Origin of the sequence: Pseudidiomarina fusca (genome assembly GCF_032227045.1) — a bacterium.
Lineage (GTDB): Bacteria > Pseudomonadota > Gammaproteobacteria > Enterobacterales > Alteromonadaceae > Pseudidiomarina > Pseudidiomarina fusca.
Map to the genome: position 1 here is coordinate 1 of NZ_JANFPJ010000025.1, position 18,910 is coordinate 18,910.

At 49.6% G+C, this 18,910-nt stretch carries 23 protein-coding genes; 15 read left to right on the plus strand and 8 right to left on the minus strand.

Annotated elements, in window-relative coordinates:
- Nucleotides 1-102 precede the first annotated feature (102 nt).
- Nucleotides 103-453: a hypothetical protein gene (locus tag NOG12_RS10880; RefSeq protein WP_153826524.1), complete on the plus strand. Its 351-nt coding sequence runs from the start codon at nucleotides 103-105 to the stop codon at nucleotides 451-453.
- Between the two features lie 77 nt (nucleotides 454-530).
- Nucleotides 531-878, plus strand: coding sequence for a flagellar protein FlaG (locus NOG12_RS10885; protein ID WP_313933284.1), 348 nt, complete (start codon nucleotides 531-533; stop codon nucleotides 876-878).
- Between the two features lie 31 nt (nucleotides 879-909).
- On the opposite strand, the gene fliE is transcribed toward NOG12_RS10885, so the two are convergent.
- Entirely contained in the window at nucleotides 910-1,260 is a 351-nt protein-coding gene (gene fliE / locus NOG12_RS10890; protein WP_313933285.1) for a flagellar hook-basal body complex protein FliE, read from the minus strand.
- Between the two features lie 203 nt (nucleotides 1,261-1,463).
- On the opposite strand from fliE, the gene fliF reads away from it, so the two are divergent.
- The 13 genes from fliF to fliR are packed head-to-tail and all read left to right on the plus strand — an operon-like array spanning nucleotide 1,464 to nucleotide 12,299.
- Complete coding sequence (fliF, locus tag NOG12_RS10895) at nucleotides 1,464-3,221, plus strand: flagellar basal-body MS-ring/collar protein FliF (RefSeq protein ID WP_313933286.1); 1,758 nt, start codon at nucleotides 1,464-1,466, stop codon at nucleotides 3,219-3,221.
- A complete protein-coding gene (gene fliG / locus NOG12_RS10900) occupies nucleotides 3,208-4,254 on the plus strand; it encodes a flagellar motor switch protein FliG (RefSeq protein ID WP_313933287.1) in 1,047 nt (348 codons plus the stop codon). Before fliF ends, fliG begins: the two co-directional genes overlap by 14 nt.
- Nucleotides 4,241-4,969: a flagellar assembly protein FliH gene (locus NOG12_RS10905; protein ID WP_313933288.1), complete on the plus strand. Its 729-nt coding sequence runs from the start codon at nucleotides 4,241-4,243 to the stop codon at nucleotides 4,967-4,969. Before fliG ends, NOG12_RS10905 begins: the two co-directional genes overlap by 14 nt.
- Entirely contained in the window at nucleotides 4,962-6,320 is a 1,359-nt protein-coding gene (fliI, locus tag NOG12_RS10910; RefSeq protein ID WP_313933289.1) for a flagellar protein export ATPase FliI, read from the plus strand. The genes NOG12_RS10905 and fliI overlap by 8 nt, the downstream gene beginning before the upstream one ends.
- Nucleotides 6,320-6,769: a flagellar export protein FliJ gene (gene fliJ, locus NOG12_RS10915; RefSeq protein ID WP_153826519.1), complete on the plus strand. Its 450-nt coding sequence runs from the start codon at nucleotides 6,320-6,322 to the stop codon at nucleotides 6,767-6,769. Before fliI ends, fliJ begins: the two co-directional genes overlap by 1 nt.
- A gap of 10 nt (nucleotides 6,770-6,779) precedes the next feature.
- Nucleotides 6,780-8,066, plus strand: coding sequence for a flagellar hook-length control protein FliK (locus NOG12_RS10920; RefSeq protein WP_313933290.1), 1,287 nt, complete (start codon nucleotides 6,780-6,782; stop codon nucleotides 8,064-8,066).
- Nucleotides 8,067-8,102: 36 nt separating this feature from the next.
- Complete coding sequence (locus NOG12_RS10925; RefSeq protein ID WP_162014505.1) at nucleotides 8,103-8,594, plus strand: flagellar basal body-associated FliL family protein; 492 nt, start codon at nucleotides 8,103-8,105, stop codon at nucleotides 8,592-8,594.
- Nucleotides 8,595-8,603: 9 nt separating this feature from the next.
- Complete coding sequence (gene fliM, locus NOG12_RS10930; RefSeq protein ID WP_153826516.1) at nucleotides 8,604-9,719, plus strand: flagellar motor switch protein FliM; 1,116 nt, start codon at nucleotides 8,604-8,606, stop codon at nucleotides 9,717-9,719.
- Complete coding sequence (gene fliN, locus NOG12_RS10935) at nucleotides 9,709-10,110, plus strand: flagellar motor switch protein FliN (RefSeq protein ID WP_110075750.1); 402 nt, start codon at nucleotides 9,709-9,711, stop codon at nucleotides 10,108-10,110. Before fliM ends, fliN begins: the two co-directional genes overlap by 11 nt.
- Before the next feature lie 4 nt (nucleotides 10,111-10,114).
- Nucleotides 10,115-10,483 carry a flagellar biosynthetic protein FliO gene (fliO, locus tag NOG12_RS10940; RefSeq protein ID WP_153826515.1) on the plus strand — a complete coding sequence of 123 codons (369 nt, stop codon included), beginning with the start codon at nucleotides 10,115-10,117 and terminating at the stop codon, nucleotides 10,481-10,483.
- The gene (fliP, locus tag NOG12_RS10945; protein ID WP_313933291.1) at nucleotides 10,483-11,226 is read left to right on the plus strand and encodes a flagellar type III secretion system pore protein FliP; all 744 of its coding nucleotides are present in this window, start codon (nucleotides 10,483-10,485) and stop codon (nucleotides 11,224-11,226) included. The genes fliO and fliP overlap by 1 nt, the downstream gene beginning before the upstream one ends.
- A 9-nt stretch (nucleotides 11,227-11,235) precedes the next feature.
- Nucleotides 11,236-11,505, plus strand: a complete 270-nt coding sequence (gene fliQ / locus NOG12_RS10950) for a flagellar biosynthesis protein FliQ (RefSeq protein WP_110075753.1) — start codon at nucleotides 11,236-11,238, stop codon at nucleotides 11,503-11,505.
- An 8-nt stretch (nucleotides 11,506-11,513) separates the two neighbouring features.
- Nucleotides 11,514-12,299 (plus strand): flagellar biosynthetic protein FliR, encoded by a 786-nt coding sequence (gene fliR, locus NOG12_RS10955; protein ID WP_110075754.1) that lies wholly within the window; start codon nucleotides 11,514-11,516, stop codon nucleotides 12,297-12,299.
- Nucleotides 12,300-12,340: 41 nt separating this feature from the next.
- Here fliR and flgL read toward each other — a convergent pair whose 3' ends face one another.
- The 7 genes from flgL to NOG12_RS10990 are packed head-to-tail and all read right to left on the minus strand — an operon-like array spanning nucleotide 12,341 to nucleotide 18,906.
- Nucleotides 12,341-13,537: a flagellar hook-associated protein FlgL gene (flgL, locus tag NOG12_RS10960; protein ID WP_110075755.1), complete on the minus strand. Its 1,197-nt coding sequence runs from the start codon at nucleotides 13,535-13,537 to the stop codon at nucleotides 12,341-12,343.
- Nucleotides 13,538-13,554: 17 nt separating this feature from the next.
- A complete protein-coding gene (gene flgK / locus NOG12_RS10965) occupies nucleotides 13,555-15,162 on the minus strand; it encodes a flagellar hook-associated protein FlgK (protein ID WP_110075756.1) in 1,608 nt (535 codons plus the stop codon).
- Nucleotides 15,163-15,219: 57 nt separating this feature from the next.
- Entirely contained in the window at nucleotides 15,220-15,540 is a 321-nt protein-coding gene (locus NOG12_RS10970) for a rod-binding protein (RefSeq protein ID WP_110075757.1), read from the minus strand.
- Entirely contained in the window at nucleotides 15,540-16,643 is a 1,104-nt protein-coding gene (locus tag NOG12_RS10975) for a flagellar basal body P-ring protein FlgI (RefSeq protein WP_335342700.1), read from the minus strand. The genes NOG12_RS10970 and NOG12_RS10975 overlap by 1 nt, the downstream gene beginning before the upstream one ends.
- Nucleotides 16,644-16,669: 26 nt before the next feature.
- Nucleotides 16,670-17,353 (minus strand): flagellar basal body L-ring protein FlgH, encoded by a 684-nt coding sequence (locus tag NOG12_RS10980; RefSeq protein ID WP_313933292.1) that lies wholly within the window; start codon nucleotides 17,351-17,353, stop codon nucleotides 16,670-16,672.
- Nucleotides 17,354-17,365: 12 nt separating this feature from the next.
- The gene (gene flgG, locus NOG12_RS10985) at nucleotides 17,366-18,148 is read right to left on the minus strand and encodes a flagellar basal-body rod protein FlgG (protein WP_110075759.1); all 783 of its coding nucleotides are present in this window, start codon (nucleotides 18,146-18,148) and stop codon (nucleotides 17,366-17,368) included.
- Between the two features lie 14 nt (nucleotides 18,149-18,162).
- Complete coding sequence (locus tag NOG12_RS10990; RefSeq protein WP_110075760.1) at nucleotides 18,163-18,906, minus strand: flagellar basal body rod protein FlgF; 744 nt, start codon at nucleotides 18,904-18,906, stop codon at nucleotides 18,163-18,165.
- Between the last annotated feature and the right edge of the window lie 4 nt (nucleotides 18,907-18,910).

Below are 18,910 nucleotides of genomic sequence, written 5' to 3' on the forward strand. Positions count from 1 at the left end.
CGAGAAAAAAATGCCAGTCAGCTCTTAACTGACTGGCATTAGCCAATCGGCGCCTTTTTTATTAGTAGAGGCAGTAATAATGCTCACTTTTAAGGCGAATTTATGGCGTGGTCGGCGACAACCATTACTTCAGTCAACCTAATCAATGACGTGATTCCGAAGCTGAAGACGGTGGAGTTTATTTTACAAGGTAAGCTGCAACAGGCTATTGATCATGGTCCTAGCGCTGAGAACCGGACTAAATATCAGTTACTGCAACAAGAATTTGAGTTAGAGCTATTGATGATTCAAATGAATTTAGAGCATTTACTTCATCGCTATACTCAAGATTTACAGCCTACGGCTGGTCGGCTTGATAACAAAGTTTTAGATCTAGACGATAACGAGCGTGTGGCAATCACTGCGGTCTATCAATTGTATGAACGTGTTTGTGCGATCACGACCAAACTTTAGTTGCTTCGTTAAATTGTTTAAAGTTTCAGCAATGATTGCCGATATATCGTTATAACCTCATTGTTTGGAGAACAGTTATGGCGTCGCCTATTAATGAAGCCGGTTTAAATTGGCCGGTAACATCGGCTGCTGCCGAGCAACAACGGCTTGATCGGGTACTACAGCAATTGCCTGCGGTACGCCAAAGTGAAGCTCAAAAGGAACTGAGAAAAGACGAATTGGTGAAACCTATTCAACAAATCAACGAAGTGATGAACAATTACGGCATTCATTTTGAAATGAATGATGATGCTGGTCGAGTGGTGGTTAAAGTGATTAGCCGCGATTCCGGTGAGGTGATTCGGCAAATCCCATCGGAAGAAGTGATTCGCATTGCCCAGCATCTGCATGAAATGTCTGGCTTGCTGGTCCGCGAGCAAGCCTAGCAGGTCACCATGACGACGCCATGCAGGTGTTCTACACCTGCATGTTCATGATTTCTTTGTAAGCGCTTACTAATTTGTTTCGTACTTGTACACCCATCTCAAAAGCCAGCCCGGCTTTTTGTTTATCCACCATCACTTGGTTTAGAGACACGTTCGGGTCACCTAACTGAAAGGCTTTGGTGTTGGCTGCGGCAGTTTGTTGCAGACTATTAATTCGTTCCAGGGATTGTTTTAATTCAGTGGCAAAACCACCCTGTGGTACTGCGCTGTTTGCAGCGCCTATTGCGTTGGCTGCCATCGAGCTCGCTGAAGGAGCTGCTGTTTCGGCTTTAAGCGCTTGCATTTGTTGCAATGCGGTTTGAATTGCGGGTACGCTCATCATTGTCCTTGGTGCTAGTTAGGCCATTTTTATGCATGCCACTATACCCAGTTGAATCGCTAGTGAAGCAAACAATAAGCCTTAAAAAAGTGCCTTTATTGCCCCTTTGAGTTGCCACTACCTGCGCATAATGTGCACTAGATAAATCCGTCTACCCTAGACGACATTTCCGTCATTTGATTAACCGAATTGAGACCCAAGGCCCCATGGAAGCATCTGCAACAGTGACCCAAGCCGGTACCGCTAGTAATAGCCCAGACTGGCTGGCCAAGTTAAAACAAACCGGTATGGTGCCATTATTGATTGGCGGAGCTGCATTCATCGGCTTGGTTTTTGCCCTAGTGATGTGGGCTAGTGCGCCTGAATATCGCGTGCTTTATAGCAATTTAAGCGAAGCTGATGGTGGCCGTATTGTGACTCAACTGGACACCATGCAAGTGCCCTATCAGCTAAACGGCAATGGGACTATTTTGGTGCCTAGTAACGATGTGCATAAGCTGCGTTTACAAATGGCTGAGCAAGGTTTACCGCAAGGGGGCAATGCTGGTTTCTCACTCATGGACAACCAAGCCTTTGGGATCAGTCAGTTTGCCGAGCAAGTTAATTTTCAGCGTGCCTTAGAAGGCGAACTGGCCAGCTCCATGGAATCTCTCGGCCCTGTACTCAAAGCACGAGTGCATTTAGCCATGGCTAAAGCCTCCGTGTTTGTCCGTGAACGTGAGCCAGCCAAAGCCTCGGTTATTCTTACCTTGCATCCTGGCCGCAAGCTTGGCGATGGACAGGTACAAGCGATTATCCACATGGTTTCAAGCAGTGTTGCCGAGTTAGCGCCGGAACAGGTTACTGTGGTGGACCAATACGGCTCCTTATTGTCGAACAGCAATCAAGAAGACGCTCAAATCGGTTCTAAATTAGAGTACATCCATCAGTTAGAGCGCTCCTATCAAGAACGTATCGAAAATATTTTGAGCCCGATCCTTGGCCGCGATAATATCCAAGCCCAAGTTGTTGCTGAAGTCGATTTTGCCAAGCGTGAAGCGACTGCCGAGCGTTATAGCCCCAATCAAACGCCGGAAACTGCGGCTATCCGTAGTATTCAACGCAATCTCAGTATGCAGGGCAATGGCCAGGGCGCTAGCGGCGTTCCCGGAGCATTGAGCAATACGCCTCCTGGTGTAGCTGCATCACCAATCGAGTCGATCACCAATGCCGATGAAGCCACGGCGGCCGACAACGCTAATCCACAACAAATTCAGCAAGACCAAGTGGTTAATTACGAAGTTGACCGTACCGTTGAACACGTTGACCACCAACGCGGCCAACTGCAACGACTAAGCGTAGCCGTGGTTATCAATCATCGCAGTGTGTTAGACGAAGAAGGCGTGCCGCAATTAGTTCCACGCAGTGAAGAAGAGCTTGATTACATTAATCGGCTGGTACGCCAGGCTATGGGCTTTTCAGAAGTCCGTGGCGATCAGCTCGAAGTAGTGAATAGCGTGTTTGTACGACAACACACCACCGACGAACAGCCGCCTTGGTACGAGCAACCGTCAATGGTTGATTTTATCAAGCAGCTAGCTCGGTATGTTATTGCTGGTATCGGCGTGCTATTGCTGTATTTGCTGATTCTACGGCCGTTGTTAAAACGTTATGCACCAGCTTCTGCAGTAACCGAGACCCCTGAAACTCGTGGCCGTCTACGCGCAGTAGTAGGCGACGATGATGATGATGCCGTTGCTGCAAATGGCAGCAATCGCAGTCGTCGAGCGGGCGGCGGTTACGCTGATGACGATGAGCTTGAGGTGGATGACACTACCCCAAGCGATCCTTTCCATTGGCCGAAACAGCAACGTAATGCTAGCTATATTCAAGCCTTAGCGAAGGCGAAAGAAGCAGCACAAAGTAACCCACGCCAAGTAGCTCGTATTTTACAAAATTGGATGAACGAAGATGACCACGTCTAACCCAACGAGCGCGACGCCGGCCACCAATGGCGCCAAAGCAAGTAAAGAAACCACCGGGCTACGGCGGGCTGCGCTACTGTTACTGATGATTGAAGAAGAATCTGCTGCAGAAGTCTTTAAACACTTTGCGCCTAACCAAATTCAAAAAATCAGTAAGGAAATGACGCGCCTTGATGACGTATCCCATACCGAAATCAAAGCCGCGTTGGAGCTTTTCCATCAGCATCTAGCTGACACCCCATCGCTAGATAAATACGACGATTACGTACGCTCTGTATTAACTAAGGCGCTTGGTACCGACCGTGCCAACTCACTGATTGAAGACGTGCTTGAGCACAAAGTAGGTGGCATTGGTATTGACGCATTAAACATGATGGACGTACCAGAAGTTGCTGAAATGATTAAAGATGAGCATCCGCAAATCATTGCCACCATCTTAATCCACCTGGATCGTGCCCAAGCGGCAAAAGTACTAGAATTATTTGATGAGCGCCTACGCAACGACGTGGTGCTGCGAGTTGCCACCTTTACCGGGGTGCAGCCAGCGGCTTTACAAGAGCTGACCGAGGTGCTTGGCGGTATGTTAGATGGCCAATCGCTCAAGCGCAGCAAAATGGGCGGAGTGCGAACGGCTGCAGAGATACTCAACTTACTTTCTGCAGGCCAAGAAGATACTGCATTGGAAAATATTCGCGCCTACAACGACGAGTTGGCACAAAAGATTGTCGACGAAATGTTCTTGTTCGAAAACTTATTGGACTTGGACGACCGCAGTATCCAAGTACTCTTGCGTCAGGTAGAAACCTCATCGTTGGTGATTGCTCTCAAGGGCGCACCCGACGAATTGGTGGAGAAATTCCTACGCAATATGTCCCAGCGTGCGGCACAGCTTATTCGTGAAGAAATGGAGACTCGTGGACCGATCCGAGTATCGCAAGTGGAAGGCGAACAAAAAGCTATTCTGCAGGTGGTTCGTCGCTTGGCCGATGCTGGTGAAATTGTCTTGAGTAGCGGTGACGATGCCTACGTTTAAGCCTTTTTTTACTGAACCAAGCTCTACCAATAGCAACTCTGAGCAAGAGTGGCAAAGCTGGAACATGCGTTCGTTAAATCAGCCGGCGCCGTCCAAACCACCAACACCCGCCGACAATGCTCAGGTTAAAACGGCCGAGTTTGCCCAGCAAAGCGAACTTAAGAAGTTACAAGAGCAAGCGCGTACCGAGGCCGCTGAACAAGGCCATGTCGAGGGGCATAAGGCAGGTTACGACGCAGGTTGCGCTGAGGGCCTAGCGGCGGGTAAAGCGGCCGCAGAAGAAGCCGCAAAAGCCGAACTAGCACAAGCTTTAGCGCCATTAGCAGACTTATTAAAAAGTGCCGACAGCGCTATCAATAGCATGAGCGAGCAGTTAGCTGATAGCTTACTGCAATTGGCCATGACGGTAGGAAAACAACTTGCCGGTGAAGCCTTGGCGGCGAATCCTGAGCAAATCATTGCGCTTATCCGCGATATCATTCATGAAGACCCGCTGCTGGGTGAGCGTCCCACGCTAGTTCTGCATCCACAAGATCTGGCGCTCGTGGAACAGCATATGCAAGATGAGCTCGCCAGTTTACGCTGGAAATTAAGAACCGATGAGCGATTAGAGCGCGGCGGCTGTAAGTTACTCACCTCTCAAGGTGAATTAGACGCAACCATCGAAACCCGCTGGCAACGTATGCTACAGCAAGTACGAGGGCGGCATGCCTAATTCGGCCCGCCTATTGCCCCACTGGCAACAAACGCTTACCAGCGTGCAGCAGCAGCTTAACGAACAGCCGCGATGGTTTATGTGCGGCCGCTTGGTGCGGGCCACCGGCATGGTACTTGAGGCTGTGGGCTTACGAGTGCCGGTTGGCAGCCATTGCTGTATTGAAGCCAATGCCAACAGCATTACTGCTGAAGTGGTTGGTTTTGCAGGTGATATTACTTATTTAATGCCACTCAACAACGTGCAAGGATTAGTGCCAGGCGCACGCGTGGTGCCTTTTACCGACAACGACCAAAGCGGTCAGCGCTTTCCTCTGGGCCCTGCATTATTAGGACGGGTGTTAGATGGTTTAGGGCAGCCTTTAGATAATCGGCCATTGCCTAAACACACAGAATTTGGCGGCCTTACTAGTGCTCCTATCAACCCCATGCAACGTGCCCCTATCGATACTCCTATCGATGTTGGTATTCGTGCTATCAATGGCTTACTGACCGTTGGTCGCGGCCAACGCATGGGCCTATTTGCCGGCTCTGGTGTGGGTAAATCTGTTTTGCTTGGCATGATGGCGCGCTTTACCAAAGCCGACGTGATTGTGGTGGGTTTAATTGGTGAGCGTGGTCGTGAGGTCCAAGAGTTTATTGATCATATTCTTGGGCCACAAGGGATGGCCAGGTCCGTGGTGGTAGCTGCACCCGCAGATTCATCGCCGTTACAACGCCTTCAAGGCGCTACCTATGCTACCCGCTTAGCCGAAGACTTTCGCGATCGCGGCCAACATGTGTTGTTGATTATGGATTCTCTTACTCGATATGCCATGGCGCAACGTGAAATCGCCTTAGCTATTGGCGAGCCCCCAGCTACTAAAGGGTATCCACCAAGTGTCTTCGCTAAATTACCTAGCTTAGTTGAACGCGCCGGTAATGGTACCCGTGGTGGCGGCTCTATCACTGCATTTTATACGGTGTTAACTGAAGGCGATGACCAACAAGATCCGATCGCTGATAGCACCCGCGCCATTCTCGATGGCCACATTGTTTTATCACGTGAATTAGCTGAGAGTGGACACTACCCGGCCATTGATATTGAGGCCTCTATCAGTCGCGTTATGCCAAGCATTACCGCGCCTAATCAGTTGCAAAGTGCGCAACGCTTGAAAAAACTATTCTCGGTCTATCAACGCAATCGCGATCTTATTAGTGTGGGTGCTTACAGCCCGGGCCACGACCCCCTCTTAGATCAGGCGGTGCAAAAACAACCGCAAATCGAGCGCTTCTTACAACAGCAAATGCACGAACAAGCACCTTTTGAGGCCGCTTTTAAAGGCTTAACCTCGTTAGTAGGAGGGGCATAATGAACTCTACCGCATTGTCTTTGTTAACCGAGCGTGCTGAACAAGCTCGCACCGAGGCAGCTGTGTTGCTCGCCTCTGAGCGGCAGAACAAAGTAAAGATTTCGCAGCAGTTACAGGTGTTGCAGCAATATCGCAATGAATATGCGGCACAGTTGCAACAGCAATTGCAGGCGGGCTTGCCAAGCGTGATGGTAACCACTTATCGGCGTTTTTTAAGTAGTTTAGATCAAGCCATCACGCAGGCTCAGCAAGCGTTGGTACAACAGCAACAAAAAGTAGCTCACAGTACCAAGCATTGGCAGCAGCAACAGCAGCAGTTGCAGTCTTATCAAACCCTAGCACAACGGCAGCAGGATAAGGCGCAGCAACAGCAAAATAAACGTGAGCAAAAGCTGGCTGACGAACTATCCATTGCGATGTACGTACGTCAGCAACAGGCGCTTAAATAAGGGAACGGCCATGGTACAAATATCTTCGGTTATCGCAGCAGTGCCTGTTAGCCCTCGTACTACCGGCACTAAAGATGCCAGTGGTACTGAGCTAGGCAGCACTGGCGCCGACAGTGGTTTTGCTGGGCTTTTCGCTGCTTTACAGTTGCCGGCCCAAACTGCCACCAGCAAGAACCCAGATCTAACGCAACAGGTGGCCCGCTCTGGCAGCCAATTACCGCAATTTTCAGCGCCGGCCTTACTGGCAAACCTTGGTGTTGCAGCTGACCTGGCAACGGGGAATCCATCAGGTGCACCTGCTGCGACTCTGTTCGCGCAGACCCTGGCTGCGAACGAAGGCGGGACCGCTGCGCTAGCACTCGCCTCTGCGGCTGCTCACACTAACTCATTATCGCCAGCGGTTCTGGTTGGTACCCAACAGGCTACGAATACCGCAGCAAGCCATGCTGCAAATCATGTCGCAAGCAAGACTGCCAAACCTAATCAGGTGTCGGGAGCTTTAACAGCTGCTAGCGCGACTGCGAGTGATTTAGCAGGGGTTAAGCCAACACTATCAGCAGCCCTCTCCGCAACCCATGCGGCAGCCACAACCGAAGCGCCCCATTCTAGCGTTGCTAACTCTGTGGCAGCAGCGTTAGCTAGCCAAAGCAATCAAGCACCTGCGGATAACGCCTCACCACAACTGGCTACGGGCACACTTGCCAGCACTGCGGCTCCTGCGGCAGCAGGCTCGACCCTGACAGCACCTGCTATTCAAGTGATGTTAACCGATGCGAGTAACTTATCGAGCGCAAGCACCAGCAGTGCCCAGCTAACTGCATCGGTAGGTTCTCAAGCTTGGGCTAACCAGTTAAGCCAATCAATGGTGCAGATAGTGATGCACAACGGCCAACAGATGACGCTAAAGCTTCATCCCGCAGAGCTTGGTCCGCTACAGATGCAACTGCAATTGGATGAACGCAATCAAGCACAGCTGGCCATCCTCACTCACAGCGGTGCTGTGCGTGCAGCGTTAGAGCAAGCCTTGCCACAGCTACGAGATACTTTGGCAAATCAGGGAATTCAGTTACAGGGCTCGCAAGTAAGCGAGCAATCTAACCACGCTAGTACCGCACAGCAATTTGCTGGTTCCGGCCAGTCTGCAGCTGGCTTTGCGCAACAAGATCGTGACCAGGGGCGAAATAACTCGCAAATTAACCCTGCAGAAATCGCCACTGCGGCCGAAAATACTGACAGAGAAGCAAATTCTCGGCATACTGCTGCGTCTGCTTCAGGCGCAGTTGATACTTACGCCTAAGCAAGCAGCTAATGGATGATAGAAAAGGTAGATAACATGGCGCGAAAAAATGACGCTCAGTCGGCTACGGCGGGACAGAGCTCTCCAATCATGATGGTCTTGCAAGTGCTCCTCATTGGGGTAATGGCGCTTAATACGTATTTGCTTTGGGATACTCGAAACATCGCCGCAACGGCTTCTGTCGCCGGAGGTCATGTAGAACCAGAAGCAATCGAGCCAGTATTTTTAAATATTGCGCCGTTTACGGTGAACTTAGCCAGCGATCAGTATGGTCCGCGCTTGCTCTATGCCGGATTAACGCTAGAGTTACCTAGTGAGAAAATGAAAGAATTGCTCACTAAAAACATGCCGCAAGTACGCAACCGCTTACTGGTCTTATTATCAGGTCAGCAAGCAGAACAGATTGCTAAATCTGAAGGCAAAAAAACCCTGGCTAGCAACATAGCCAAGGCTTTGAGCGAGCCTTACTCGGGCGATGAAGAAATTCTCATCAACGATGTTTTGTTCACAGAATTTATTGTTCAATAAGAAGAAGTTATGAGTAGCGGACACCACCTGTCACAAGAAGAGCTTGATGCTCTTATCAGTGCTATAGAACCAGAAGCGGAAGTTGCCGACGAGATCGGCTCTACCGCTACTGACCATGTGTCCGCAAGTACCGCTAAAAGTGCGCAGCCGCAGCGCAAGAAGGTCAAGCAGCAGCCTTTCGACCCGGGGTCACAGGCTCGTATTGTGCGCGAGCGCTTGCATACCTTAGAAGTTATCAATGAGCGTTTTGCCCGGCAATTTCGCATGAACTTGTTTAACTTGTTGCGCCGTAACGCAGATATCACGGTGGATTCGGTGCGCTATCAGCGCTTCAGTGATTTTGCTGATGCGACCCCGTCACCGGCTAACCTCAATATCATCTCGATGAAACCGCTGCGCGGCAGTGCCTTGGTGGTGTTTCCCCATGCCTTGGTAAGTATTATTGTCGAGAACTTGTTTGGTGGTGATGGTCGGTTTATGACGCGCAACGAAGCGCGAGAATTTACCGCCACCGAACAGCGAATCATCAATCGAGTCTTGAATTTAGCTATCGACGCCTATCAAGAATCGTGGCGTGCCGTGCATCCGTTAGAAATCAGCTTCATTCGCTCAGAAGTACAACCTAAGTTCGCCGCCATCACCAGTTCACCCAGCGAAATTGTGGTGACGACGACGTTCCGTTTAGAAGTCGGGCATTTAGAAAGCACCTTTAAAATCTGTATGCCGTATGCCATGGTCGAGCCACTGCGCGACAAGCTAAGTAACCTTCGCGCGGACATTGGTGGTAATTCAAACGACAAAGCTTGGCGCCAACGCATCACTCATGAACTACAATCGTCTAGTGTTGAAGTCATCGCCGACTTTGTCGAAATTCCCTTGCGCTTACCCCAAGTAATGTCATTGAAGCCAGGCGATATTTTACCCATTGAGCTACCGGCGACTGTGATGGCTACGGTTAACTCATTGCCTATCATGGAATGTGAATTTGGTACCATTGATGAACATAGAGCGCTGAAAGTGAAGCAAATGCTAGATAATCACCGCTTCCCTCAATCTATTCTGCGAGATAGCCGCAAAGGTGTATTCACACCACTGCGCGCCAAGGAGTCATCTGATGACGAATAAAGACGATTCGTTTAACAACGAACAAGACCCATGGGCTGATGCCCTAGACGAAGAGCAAGCCAGTGCGGCGAGTGATAATGCCGGCGTATTTAAACCACTGGATAGTAGTGCAGCTGCCAGTTCAGCCATGAACGAGCTCGACATCATTATGGATATTCCAGTCAAGCTAAGCGTAGAGCTTGGGCGCACACGGATCACCATCAAACAGTTGCTAGAATTAGCCCAAGGCTCAGTGGTAGAGCTAGATGGTCTTGCTGGCGAACCGATGGATATTCTGATCAACGGCTACTTAATCGCACAAGGCGAAGTGGTCGTGTTAGACGATAAATACGGTATCCGAATTACCGAAATCGTCACGCCGTCTGAGCGTGTACAAAAGTTAAACCGTTAAGCTGATGCAAAGTACCGACGCACCCGAATTAGCCACCGGTATGGCCCTCTTAGGCCAGGTAACCCTGATTTTATTATTTATTATTGCGGTGATCTTGGTGTGCGCTTGGGTGTTTCGTAAGCTGTCAGGTAAAAGTGTTGGCCAACCAGGCTTAATGCAGGTGGTTGGTAGTTTGGCTATCGGTCAACGCGAACGTGTTGTCATTGTCGCTGTAAAAGACACTTGGTTGGTGCTTGGCGTTACCAACAACGGCATCAATAAATTACACGAAATGCCAGCGCAGGCTCTTCCTGCAACTCAACTAAGCAGCTTTGCCGCTCGTTTTCAGGCTGCCAATTCTCGCGTTGCTAACCCCACCAAGGATAACGACTGATGCGTTGGTGGGTGGTCTTAGTTGTTGCATTAGGTAGCCTGTTACTGCCGCTCGACGCCATTGCGCAGAGCATCCCAGGGGTAACTACTAGCCCAACTGAAGATGGCGGCCAACAATGGTCGCTGTCGCTGCAAACCTTACTGTTTTTAACTAGCCTTACTTTTTTACCCGCCGTACTCTTAATGATGACCTGTTTTGTGCGGCTTATTATCGTATTTGGCTTGCTGCGTACGGCGATGGGTACGCAATCAGCACCGCCTAACCAAGTGCTGCTGGGGTTAGCATTGTTTTTAACCTTTTTTATTATGCAGCCGGTGTTCAGCCAAATTTACGAACTTGCATGGCTCCCCTTTAGCCAAGATGCTATCGGATTTGAGCAATTTATCGAGTTAGCTGGCGGCCCATTGCGTGAGTTTATGCTCGCACAAACGCGCGAGCCGGATTTAGCGTTATTTGCGAACTTGGCGAATGTCGGGCCCTTAGAAAGTCCTCAAGACGTGCCTTTTCACGTACTGGTGCCGAGCTTTATTACCAGCGAACTAAAAACCGCTTTTCAAATTGGTTTTACTATTTTCATTCCCTTTTTAATCATCGATTTAGTGGTTGCCAGTGTGCTGATGGCCTTGGGGATGATGATGGTCCCGCCGGCGACCATTTCGTTGCCGTTTAAGCTAATGCTGTTTGTGTTGGTTGACGGCTGGCAACTACTGATTGGCAGTTTAGCCAACAGTTTTTACCTGTAGGAGCCGGCGATGACCCCAGAAACAGTCATGACCATTGCCTACCAAGCGATGCTGGTGTGTCTCTATCTAGCGGGCCCGCTGCTGCTTACAGCGCTGCTTTTAGGTTTGTTGATCAGCTTGTTTCAAGCGGCCACCCAAATCAACGAAATGACCCTATCTTTTATCCCCAAAATACTTGGTGTATTAGCTGTTTTGATTATGATCGGGCCCTACTTATTGCAGTTGATTATTGATTTTACCACGCGTCTCTTCACTAATATTCCTATCATGATTCAATAGGGTCGGTCATGATTACCGTCTCTTTTGCGCAATTACAAGAATGGATTAGCCTGTTTTTGTGGCCATTTTGCCGTTTTACTGGGTTTTTATTGATAGCCCCTATCTTCAGTCATTCAAGCCTGCCCAACCGAGTTAAACTTGGTTTAGCGCTGATTTTCACGATGATTATTAGCCCAGTACTACCACCGCTACCAGCCGTGCCGCTGTTCTCTTGGGCCAGCTTTGGTATCATCATCGAACAGCTGATTATTGGGGTCGCCATAGGTTTAGTTATGCAAGTTGTATTTGCCGTGGTGCAGGCCGCAGGTGAATATATTGGCTTACAAATGGGGTTAGCGTTCGCGACCTTTTTCTCGCCCGATAGCGGCGCCAACACCATGATCTTATCGCGCGTCTTCTATACCTTTGCTATTTTGATGTTCTTAGCCCTAGACGGCCACTTGTTGATGCTAGAAGTTCTGGCTCGCTCTTTTACTTTGTTACCAGTCGGAACCTTGGGCATGAACGCTGATGCCTTTTTGTTGATTGCCCAGTTTGGCATGGTCATCTTTAGTTCTGGTATTTTACTGGCTTTACCGGTGTTCGGCGCACTGCTTATTGTTAACCTTACCTTAGGTATATTGAATCGTTCTGCGCCACAGCTTACCGTATTTTCGGTGGGCTTTCCGATGTCGTTGACCTTGGGTTTGGTGTTATTAACGGTATTGATGACTGAGCTTGGCGGGTATTTACGGCGGCTATTTGAGCAGGGGTTTGCCATGCTAGAGCAGGTACTCACCAGCATGGCGTTATAAGCTATTGAATTTGGCTTGGAGTTTGCTCCCTGTTTAACAACTTACAGGAAGTTAAACAGGCTCATTCCTTTCATATCAACAAAGGCTTTTTGCGCGGCCTGTAAACCCACCATCCGCACGCTGTACTGGCTAGCCGCCTCGACATAATCTAAATCAACCAGTTGCGATAATGCTTGTTCGTAAGCCAGTTCCCGATTACCAGCAATAGCATCTAACGCATCCAATTCATTTAAGCTCGCACCCACCTCTGCACGGGTAGTAAGCACGTTGTCTAGGCCATTATCAAACTCGCGCATCACGGTACGCAGGGTATTAGCTCGGGTAGCTTTACTAGAGGCATCCGTAGCGGGAGCATCTAACACGGCCATGGCTTTCTCGAAGGTGCGGAAAATATTGGTATTATTTTCAGCTCCTCGAGCCACACGCAAGCTATCGCCCGCAGCTGGCTGGCCTTTTAACTCAATCGCCACGCCGGCTAAAGAAACCGTCATAGGATCGGTGTAATCTTCCCAAGCACCGCCATTAACACGGTATTGCATGGCGCCGCCATTGTCGGCAAATTCAATGTCAAAAGCGTCCCCAAAACCCGCCGCATCAACGTCGGTAATGGCGATATTGCCAAATTCTAATGTCCCTTGGTTTGTGAGCGGGGCATCAGCAAGGTAGTTAGCACTGCTATGCACACGATCAAAAATATCGGCCCCAATGTGACCCACATCAACCAGTCTATCGCCATCTATTTTTTGTTGTCTAACTTGGTCGTTACCTACGTATTGCACGGCTCCATCAGCGCCAGCAGCAAAAGCTGGGCTATCGTCTTGGTACCCGGCGAACAAGTAGCGGCCATTGCCATCACGGGTATTAGCCAACCCTAACAAGGACTGATAAGCCCCTTCTAATTCGCTCGCAATAGAAGCCCTGTCGGCATCCGACATGGTATCGCTAGAGGCTTGAATCAGCAGCTCTTTAGCGCGGCTATACACATCACTGACGCTGTTCAAAACGCTCTCTTCTTGCGATAGCGCGTTGCGCACGCCAATTCGAGCTTGGTCATACTGACCACTTACCGCTTTAGATTGCTGAATATTAATGGCTTGGGTCATGGCTTGCGGGTCATCAGAAATATTGACTATTCGCTTACCACTGGCAATTTGCTGCGAGATCTTCAGAAACTCAGTTTGCTGCCGATTCATCGAGGTATTGCTCTGGTTGTACATGGTCATGGTACTAATACGCATCTACTTGCTCCCAACCCTTAACGTAACGACAAAATGGTATCGAGAATGGTGGAACCGGTCTCGATGACTTTTGCGTTAGCCTGATAATATTGTTGATAACGAATCAAATTAGCGGCTTCTTCATCTAGGTTGACCCCAGACTCAGATTGCTGCAGCGCATAAAGTTGCTCGGTTAGGCCTTGCTGGGCCGCCATGTTAGCTTGTACCACATTGATTTGGTTACCCAAGGTGCTCACCATGCTGCCGTAGGCTTGATTAAAGGTGCCTTTACCTTCCACCAACAGCTGATTCTGTAGCTCTTGTAAGGCTAAGCTATTGCTATTATCGCCACTGGCATTCGACTGGGCTGCTGCAAACTGTGAGCCATCTTCAAGCTCCAGCTCAAAATTCTTCGCTTGGTTTACCAGCGGCCGTACTTTAAAGCGATCACCTTCGGCTACTGCGCCCCCAGCAAAACTCACCTCCACGCCCGCAAAAGATAACGTATTAGTAGCAGCATCAAAGGTTGCTGGCACGGTTTTACCGTTATCTAGACGAGTCACTTGATAGCCATCTGGTCCTAATTGCACATCAAAATCTGTGGCTAACAGTGCCGTTGCATCGGTAATTGTTGTGGTGGCGGTAGCATCGCCAGTGTTAGCGCTATGACTGTAGGTAAGCGGGCTGCCCATACTAAACATCGCTTGGCCCGGGTCCTGATTTAAATCCACCCCTTGTTGATGCTGCTCGTTCATTGCTGAGGCAAACACCGCAACCATCTGGCCTAGCTGATTACGAAGGGTATCGAGGCTTTCTGAGCGAAATTCCAGTAACCCACCCAGCGAGCCGCGGCTAAATACGTTTTCTCGTAACTGAATAGGCTGCCCTGTAGCATTGGTATAAACAATCGCTAACCGGGTAGGATCTGCTTGGTCCGTTTGCGCCTCAAGCTCATAGGTTTTATCGCCGGCTACTAACGGTAGGCCATTACTCATTGAGACACTGTAAGAGCCTGAAGACTGCTCATACACGCGCACGTCCATTTTTTGGCTAAGCTCATGCACCAACTGATCGCGTTGGTTTAAGAGACTATTGGGAGCCTCGGTACCACCGCTGCGAGCCAACAAAATTTCTTTATTGAGGCTAGCAATTTGAGTATTGAGTGAATTAATGCTGTTCACCTCGTAGGTGATCTCATTACCAATGTTGCGCTCAATGTCGTTTAAATAATTATCAAAGGAGCGGAATTGTGCGGTTAAGGTGCCGGCGGTACCCATAACACCCGCACGAGCGGCTGGATCTGCTGGGTTACTATTCACCTGGCCAATAGCTTTAAAGAACTCTTGCATGGCCGGAGCCAAGCCTGCGCGTTCGTCCGATAGCAAATTATCAATCTGCTTAACTTGAGTGTGATAGGCTTCAAAGGATGCTAATGAGCCACTTGCGGCATTGAGTCGAGTTGCCACAAACTGGTTAAACTGGCGTTCAACCCCATTCACTAAAACTCCAGCTGCGCGGTTTTCGCTTAACTGGACTAACTCACGATTGTAACCGGGCGTACCCACATTACTGATGTTACCGCTGGTGGCAAACAATCCACTTTGAGCAGCTCGAAGACCGCTTAAGCCAATGGCAAAAATACTCATAATTGCTCCCTTTACTGATGCCTATGGTATCGGCAGCAGCGGCATAAACTTAAGTGCTTAGCGTGGCTTTTGCTGAAGTTGCTGCAATAACTGCTCAGCTAAACCAATCCCTTTACCTGCGGCCATCTCGCTCGCTAGTTGCTGATCAAACATATCGGTATAGGTGCGCATGGCGTTACTATTAAACAGCTCTGACTCGCCGCCCGCTTGCCGCATCGATTTCATCATCTGTTGAATAAATAAGGCTTCAAACTGCTGCGCAGCCTCGGTAGCCGCTTGCTCTGGGCGATGCCTACTGGCCGTTTTCAATGAGTCTAACGATTGCACATCCATCGCCACGCCACGGGTTAACTGGCTTATTGCGTTACTATCAGCCATTAAATAATCTCCAATTCAGCCCGTAATGCACCAGAGCTTTTGAGCGCTTGCAGAATCGCCATTAAATCACTAGGAGTTGCACCCAAGCTATTTAACGCCTGCACTACTTGCATAAGATTTGTGCCTTCAACCACTTGCAGTGCACCACCTTCTTGGCTAATCGCAATATCTGCACCTTCGGTAACCACGGTATCACCACCACTAAGCGCTGGCGGTTGGCTCACCTGACTACGCTGGGCAATGGTCACGGTTAAATTGCCATGGGCTACCGCTGCTTGACGAAGTGTTACCGGGCCACTCAAGACCACCGAGCCTGTACGTGAATTAAACACCACTTTGGCATCACTTGGGCCAGCATAGACATCAATGTTTTCAATGCGCGCCATAAAGCGCACGCGGTCGGTTGTATCAGCAGGGCTCTCTAAGCGAATGGTGCCCCCATCAATGGCCTGTGCTACTGGGTAACCAAAGTCACTATTGATGGTATCTACCATATTCAACGCGGTGGTAAAGTCTGCCTGCTTTAAATTAAGCTGTAGACTGCGCGGGGTACGATCCAAATCCAGTGCGACGCTACGCTCTACGGTAGCACCGGCGCTAATACGACCACCGGCTTGTTGATTTATTTGCGCTGACGAGCCTTGTGCTTCAGCACTGGCGCCATTGATTAGCAGATTGCCTTGGGCTAACGCATAAACTTGCCCGTCTGCACCCTTCAAGGGGGTCATCAACAAGGTGCCACCGCGCAAACTACGCGCGTTACCAATGGAGCTCACCACCACATCAAGTTGTTGCCCGGGGCGTGCAAAAGCTGGCAAGGTCGCGGTCACCATTACTGCTGCAACGTTGCGTAGTTGCATGTTGGTGCCCGGCGGAATAGTAACGCCTAACTGAGCTAGCATGTTCGTCATACTCTGGCCAGTAAACGGCGCTTGCATGGTTTGGTCACCTGAACCATCAAGCCCTACAACGAGACCATATCCCACCAAATTGTTGGTGCGAACGCCGGCAAAATCAGCAAGATCTTTAATGCGCTCGGCGTGCACGGTAGGCATCAAGAGTGCCAGTGCTACTAAAGCTACCCAAAACTGTCGCATCTTCATTCTTCTATCCTGCTTATATGCTGCTGTTAAAACGGCGCAATATAATTAAAAAAGCGTTGTAGCCAGCCCATTTGCTGCGCTTCGGTGATATAACCATCACCTAAATATTCCAATCGCGCTTCTGCGACAGCCGTAGAAGTAACGCTGTTTTGTCCACTAATACTGCGTGGATTCACAATCCCAGAAAAACGGATGTACTCGGTGCCTTGGTTAATTGCGAGCTGCTTTTCGCCACGCACTCGTAAATTACCATTGGTTAATACTTGCGTAACTTGTACGGTAATAATGCCAGAAAATTGATTACTGGCACTGGAGCCGCCAGACCCGGCAAAATCATTGGCGCTACCAACGGTGAAACCATATTCAGCTAACTGTTCTAAAGCTTCCGGTAAGCCTTCTAAATCCAACCCCATATTGCTGCTTCGAGAAGTCTGCGAGGATGAGTTTTTAGTAGCACTCACTTGTTCTTCTAGCACTATGGTAATCACATCACCAACTCGGCGGGGACGCTGATCTTCAAACAAAGGAACATAGCCCTGTTGCGCTTGAAAGATCGAGCCATTCGCTTCTGCTTGGGCATACTCGGGAATATGAATAGGCTGATAAGGCTCAACAACTTTGGGCTCAGGTGGCGATGAACTGCAAGCCGCTAAGCCTAATAACCCAACAGTTGCCATAGCTCTGATTGCCAGCTTACCAGCGCGCATCATGGTGCTCATTCCTTACAGTTGACCTAAACGCGCCAGCATTTCGTCGCTCGTAGAAATGGCGCGACTATTAATTTCATAGGCTCGCTGGGTTTGAATCATATTGACCATTTCTTCTACGACGTTAACGTTAGATGCTTCAACAAAGCCTTGATACAAGGTACCAGCCCCATTAAAACCTGGTAGCGCTTCGTTTGGAGCGCCAGACGCTTGAGTTTCCACGTAAAGGTTACCACCACGAGCCTCTAACCCGGCGTCGTTCATAAACATGGCCAGAGAAATTTGACCTACCTGCACGCTTTGGGTGTTACCCGGCTGAGTGACCGTAACAATACCGTCTTGACCAATAGTGACGCTCAAGGCGTTCGCTGGTAGAAAAATTGCTGGCTCTAATGGAAATCCATTGGCCGTAACCATTTGCCCATCTTGGTTGATCTGAAAGCTACCGTCTCGGGTGTAGGCAATACTGCCATCGGGCATCAACACTTGAAAATAGCCTTTGCCACTGATGGCCAGGTCGCGCGAGTTCTCGGTGTTGTTTAGGCTACCTTGGGTGTGTAGGCGCTCGGTGGCAACGGTTCGCACCCCGGTACCCACCTGCAACCCCGACGGTAATTCGTCTTGAGCGTTGTTCATCGCACCTGGTTGGCGCATATTTTGATAAAGCAAATCTTCAAAGACTGCCCGCGAGCGTTTAAAACCAGCAGTATTCACGTTAGCTAGGTTGTTGGTGATAACGTCTAACTGTTGTTGCTGGGCGGTTAAACCGGTTTTTGCCGTCCATAATGATTTAATCATTGCGATTCTCCTAACTAACCTTTCACCGACAACAAGCTGTTTGCCTGCTGAGCTGTTTCGTCTGCGGTTTTTATCACGCTCATATTAAGCTCGTAGCGACGTTGGGTATCAATCATGGCCACCATGGCTTCTATGGTATTGACGTTGCTACCCTCTAGCGCGCCGCTGACAACTTGGGCGGTTTCATCACGCTCTAAAGCGCCGCCATTGGGGCTTCTAAACCAACCATCAGCGCTACGTTCTAGCTGTTGCGGTTGATCCACTCGCACTAACTTTAAACGATCTAGCGGCACCAACTCATTGGCATCACCCCCTAGGCCAATCCCACTCAAAGTACCGTCATTGCCAATACTTAACTGGGTGCCCAAAGGCACTAAAATAGGACCTCCATCACCTAATACCGGCATGCCGTTCACCAGCAACTGGCCGTCAGCATCTACCTGCAAGTCACCTCGTTTGGTATAAGCTTCGCCTGTTGGGGTTTGTACCGCTAGCCAGTTGGCTTGATCTAAAGCTACGTCTAAGTCACGCTCGGTGGTTTGAATGGCACCAGCACGGGTATCAAACAAGCCCGTCGTAGTGACGGCAGCGACACGAGTATCCAACGGACCCGGGCCTTGCACAGGCACGGCCCTAGCCGCAGCCAACTGCGCACGAAAACCGGTGGTCGAAGCATTACTTAAATTATGCGTTACTACCGATTGCTCATCGAGCGTCTGCCGGGCGCCGTTCATGGCGGTATATAAAATGGCGTCCATGGTT

What these genes read in the sequence shown, in the direction of transcription:
- NOG12_RS10880 (WP_153826524.1), top strand. Translation starts at nt 103, where the DNA reads ATGGCGTGGTCGGCGACAACCATTACTTCAGTCAACCTAATCAATGAC.
- NOG12_RS10885 (WP_313933284.1), top strand. Translation starts at nt 531, where the DNA reads ATGGCGTCGCCTATTAATGAAGCCGGTTTAAATTGGCCGGTAACATCG.
- fliE (WP_313933285.1), bottom strand. Translation starts at nt 1,260, where the DNA reads ATGATGAGCGTACCCGCAATTCAAACCGCATTGCAACAAATGCAAGCG.
- fliF (WP_313933286.1), top strand. Translation starts at nt 1,464, where the DNA reads ATGGAAGCATCTGCAACAGTGACCCAAGCCGGTACCGCTAGTAATAGC.
- fliG (WP_313933287.1), top strand. Translation starts at nt 3,208, where the DNA reads ATGACCACGTCTAACCCAACGAGCGCGACGCCGGCCACCAATGGCGCC.
- NOG12_RS10905 (WP_313933288.1), top strand. Translation starts at nt 4,241, where the DNA reads ATGCCTACGTTTAAGCCTTTTTTTACTGAACCAAGCTCTACCAATAGC.
- fliI (WP_313933289.1), top strand. Translation starts at nt 4,962, where the DNA reads ATGCCTAATTCGGCCCGCCTATTGCCCCACTGGCAACAAACGCTTACC.
- fliJ (WP_153826519.1), top strand. Translation starts at nt 6,320, where the DNA reads ATGAACTCTACCGCATTGTCTTTGTTAACCGAGCGTGCTGAACAAGCT.
- NOG12_RS10920 (WP_313933290.1), top strand. Translation starts at nt 6,780, where the DNA reads ATGGTACAAATATCTTCGGTTATCGCAGCAGTGCCTGTTAGCCCTCGT.
- NOG12_RS10925 (WP_162014505.1), top strand. Translation starts at nt 8,103, where the DNA reads ATGGCGCGAAAAAATGACGCTCAGTCGGCTACGGCGGGACAGAGCTCT.
- fliM (WP_153826516.1), top strand. Translation starts at nt 8,604, where the DNA reads ATGAGTAGCGGACACCACCTGTCACAAGAAGAGCTTGATGCTCTTATC.
- fliN (WP_110075750.1), top strand. Translation starts at nt 9,709, where the DNA reads ATGACGAATAAAGACGATTCGTTTAACAACGAACAAGACCCATGGGCT.
- fliO (WP_153826515.1), top strand. Translation starts at nt 10,115, where the DNA reads ATGCAAAGTACCGACGCACCCGAATTAGCCACCGGTATGGCCCTCTTA.
- fliP (WP_313933291.1), top strand. Translation starts at nt 10,483, where the DNA reads ATGCGTTGGTGGGTGGTCTTAGTTGTTGCATTAGGTAGCCTGTTACTG.
- fliQ (WP_110075753.1), top strand. Translation starts at nt 11,236, where the DNA reads ATGACCCCAGAAACAGTCATGACCATTGCCTACCAAGCGATGCTGGTG.
- fliR (WP_110075754.1), top strand. Translation starts at nt 11,514, where the DNA reads ATGATTACCGTCTCTTTTGCGCAATTACAAGAATGGATTAGCCTGTTT.
- flgL (WP_110075755.1), bottom strand. Translation starts at nt 13,537, where the DNA reads ATGCGTATTAGTACCATGACCATGTACAACCAGAGCAATACCTCGATG.
- flgK (WP_110075756.1), bottom strand. Translation starts at nt 15,162, where the DNA reads ATGAGTATTTTTGCCATTGGCTTAAGCGGTCTTCGAGCTGCTCAAAGT.
- NOG12_RS10970 (WP_110075757.1), bottom strand. Translation starts at nt 15,540, where the DNA reads ATGGCTGATAGTAACGCAATAAGCCAGTTAACCCGTGGCGTGGCGATG.
- NOG12_RS10975 (WP_335342700.1), bottom strand. Translation starts at nt 16,643, where the DNA reads ATGAAGATGCGACAGTTTTGGGTAGCTTTAGTAGCACTGGCACTCTTG.
- NOG12_RS10980 (WP_313933292.1), bottom strand. Translation starts at nt 17,353, where the DNA reads ATGATGCGCGCTGGTAAGCTGGCAATCAGAGCTATGGCAACTGTTGGG.
- flgG (WP_110075759.1), bottom strand. Translation starts at nt 18,148, where the DNA reads ATGATTAAATCATTATGGACGGCAAAAACCGGTTTAACCGCCCAGCAA.
- NOG12_RS10990 (WP_110075760.1), bottom strand. Translation starts at nt 18,906, where the DNA reads ATGGACGCCATTTTATATACCGCCATGAACGGCGCCCGGCAGACGCTC.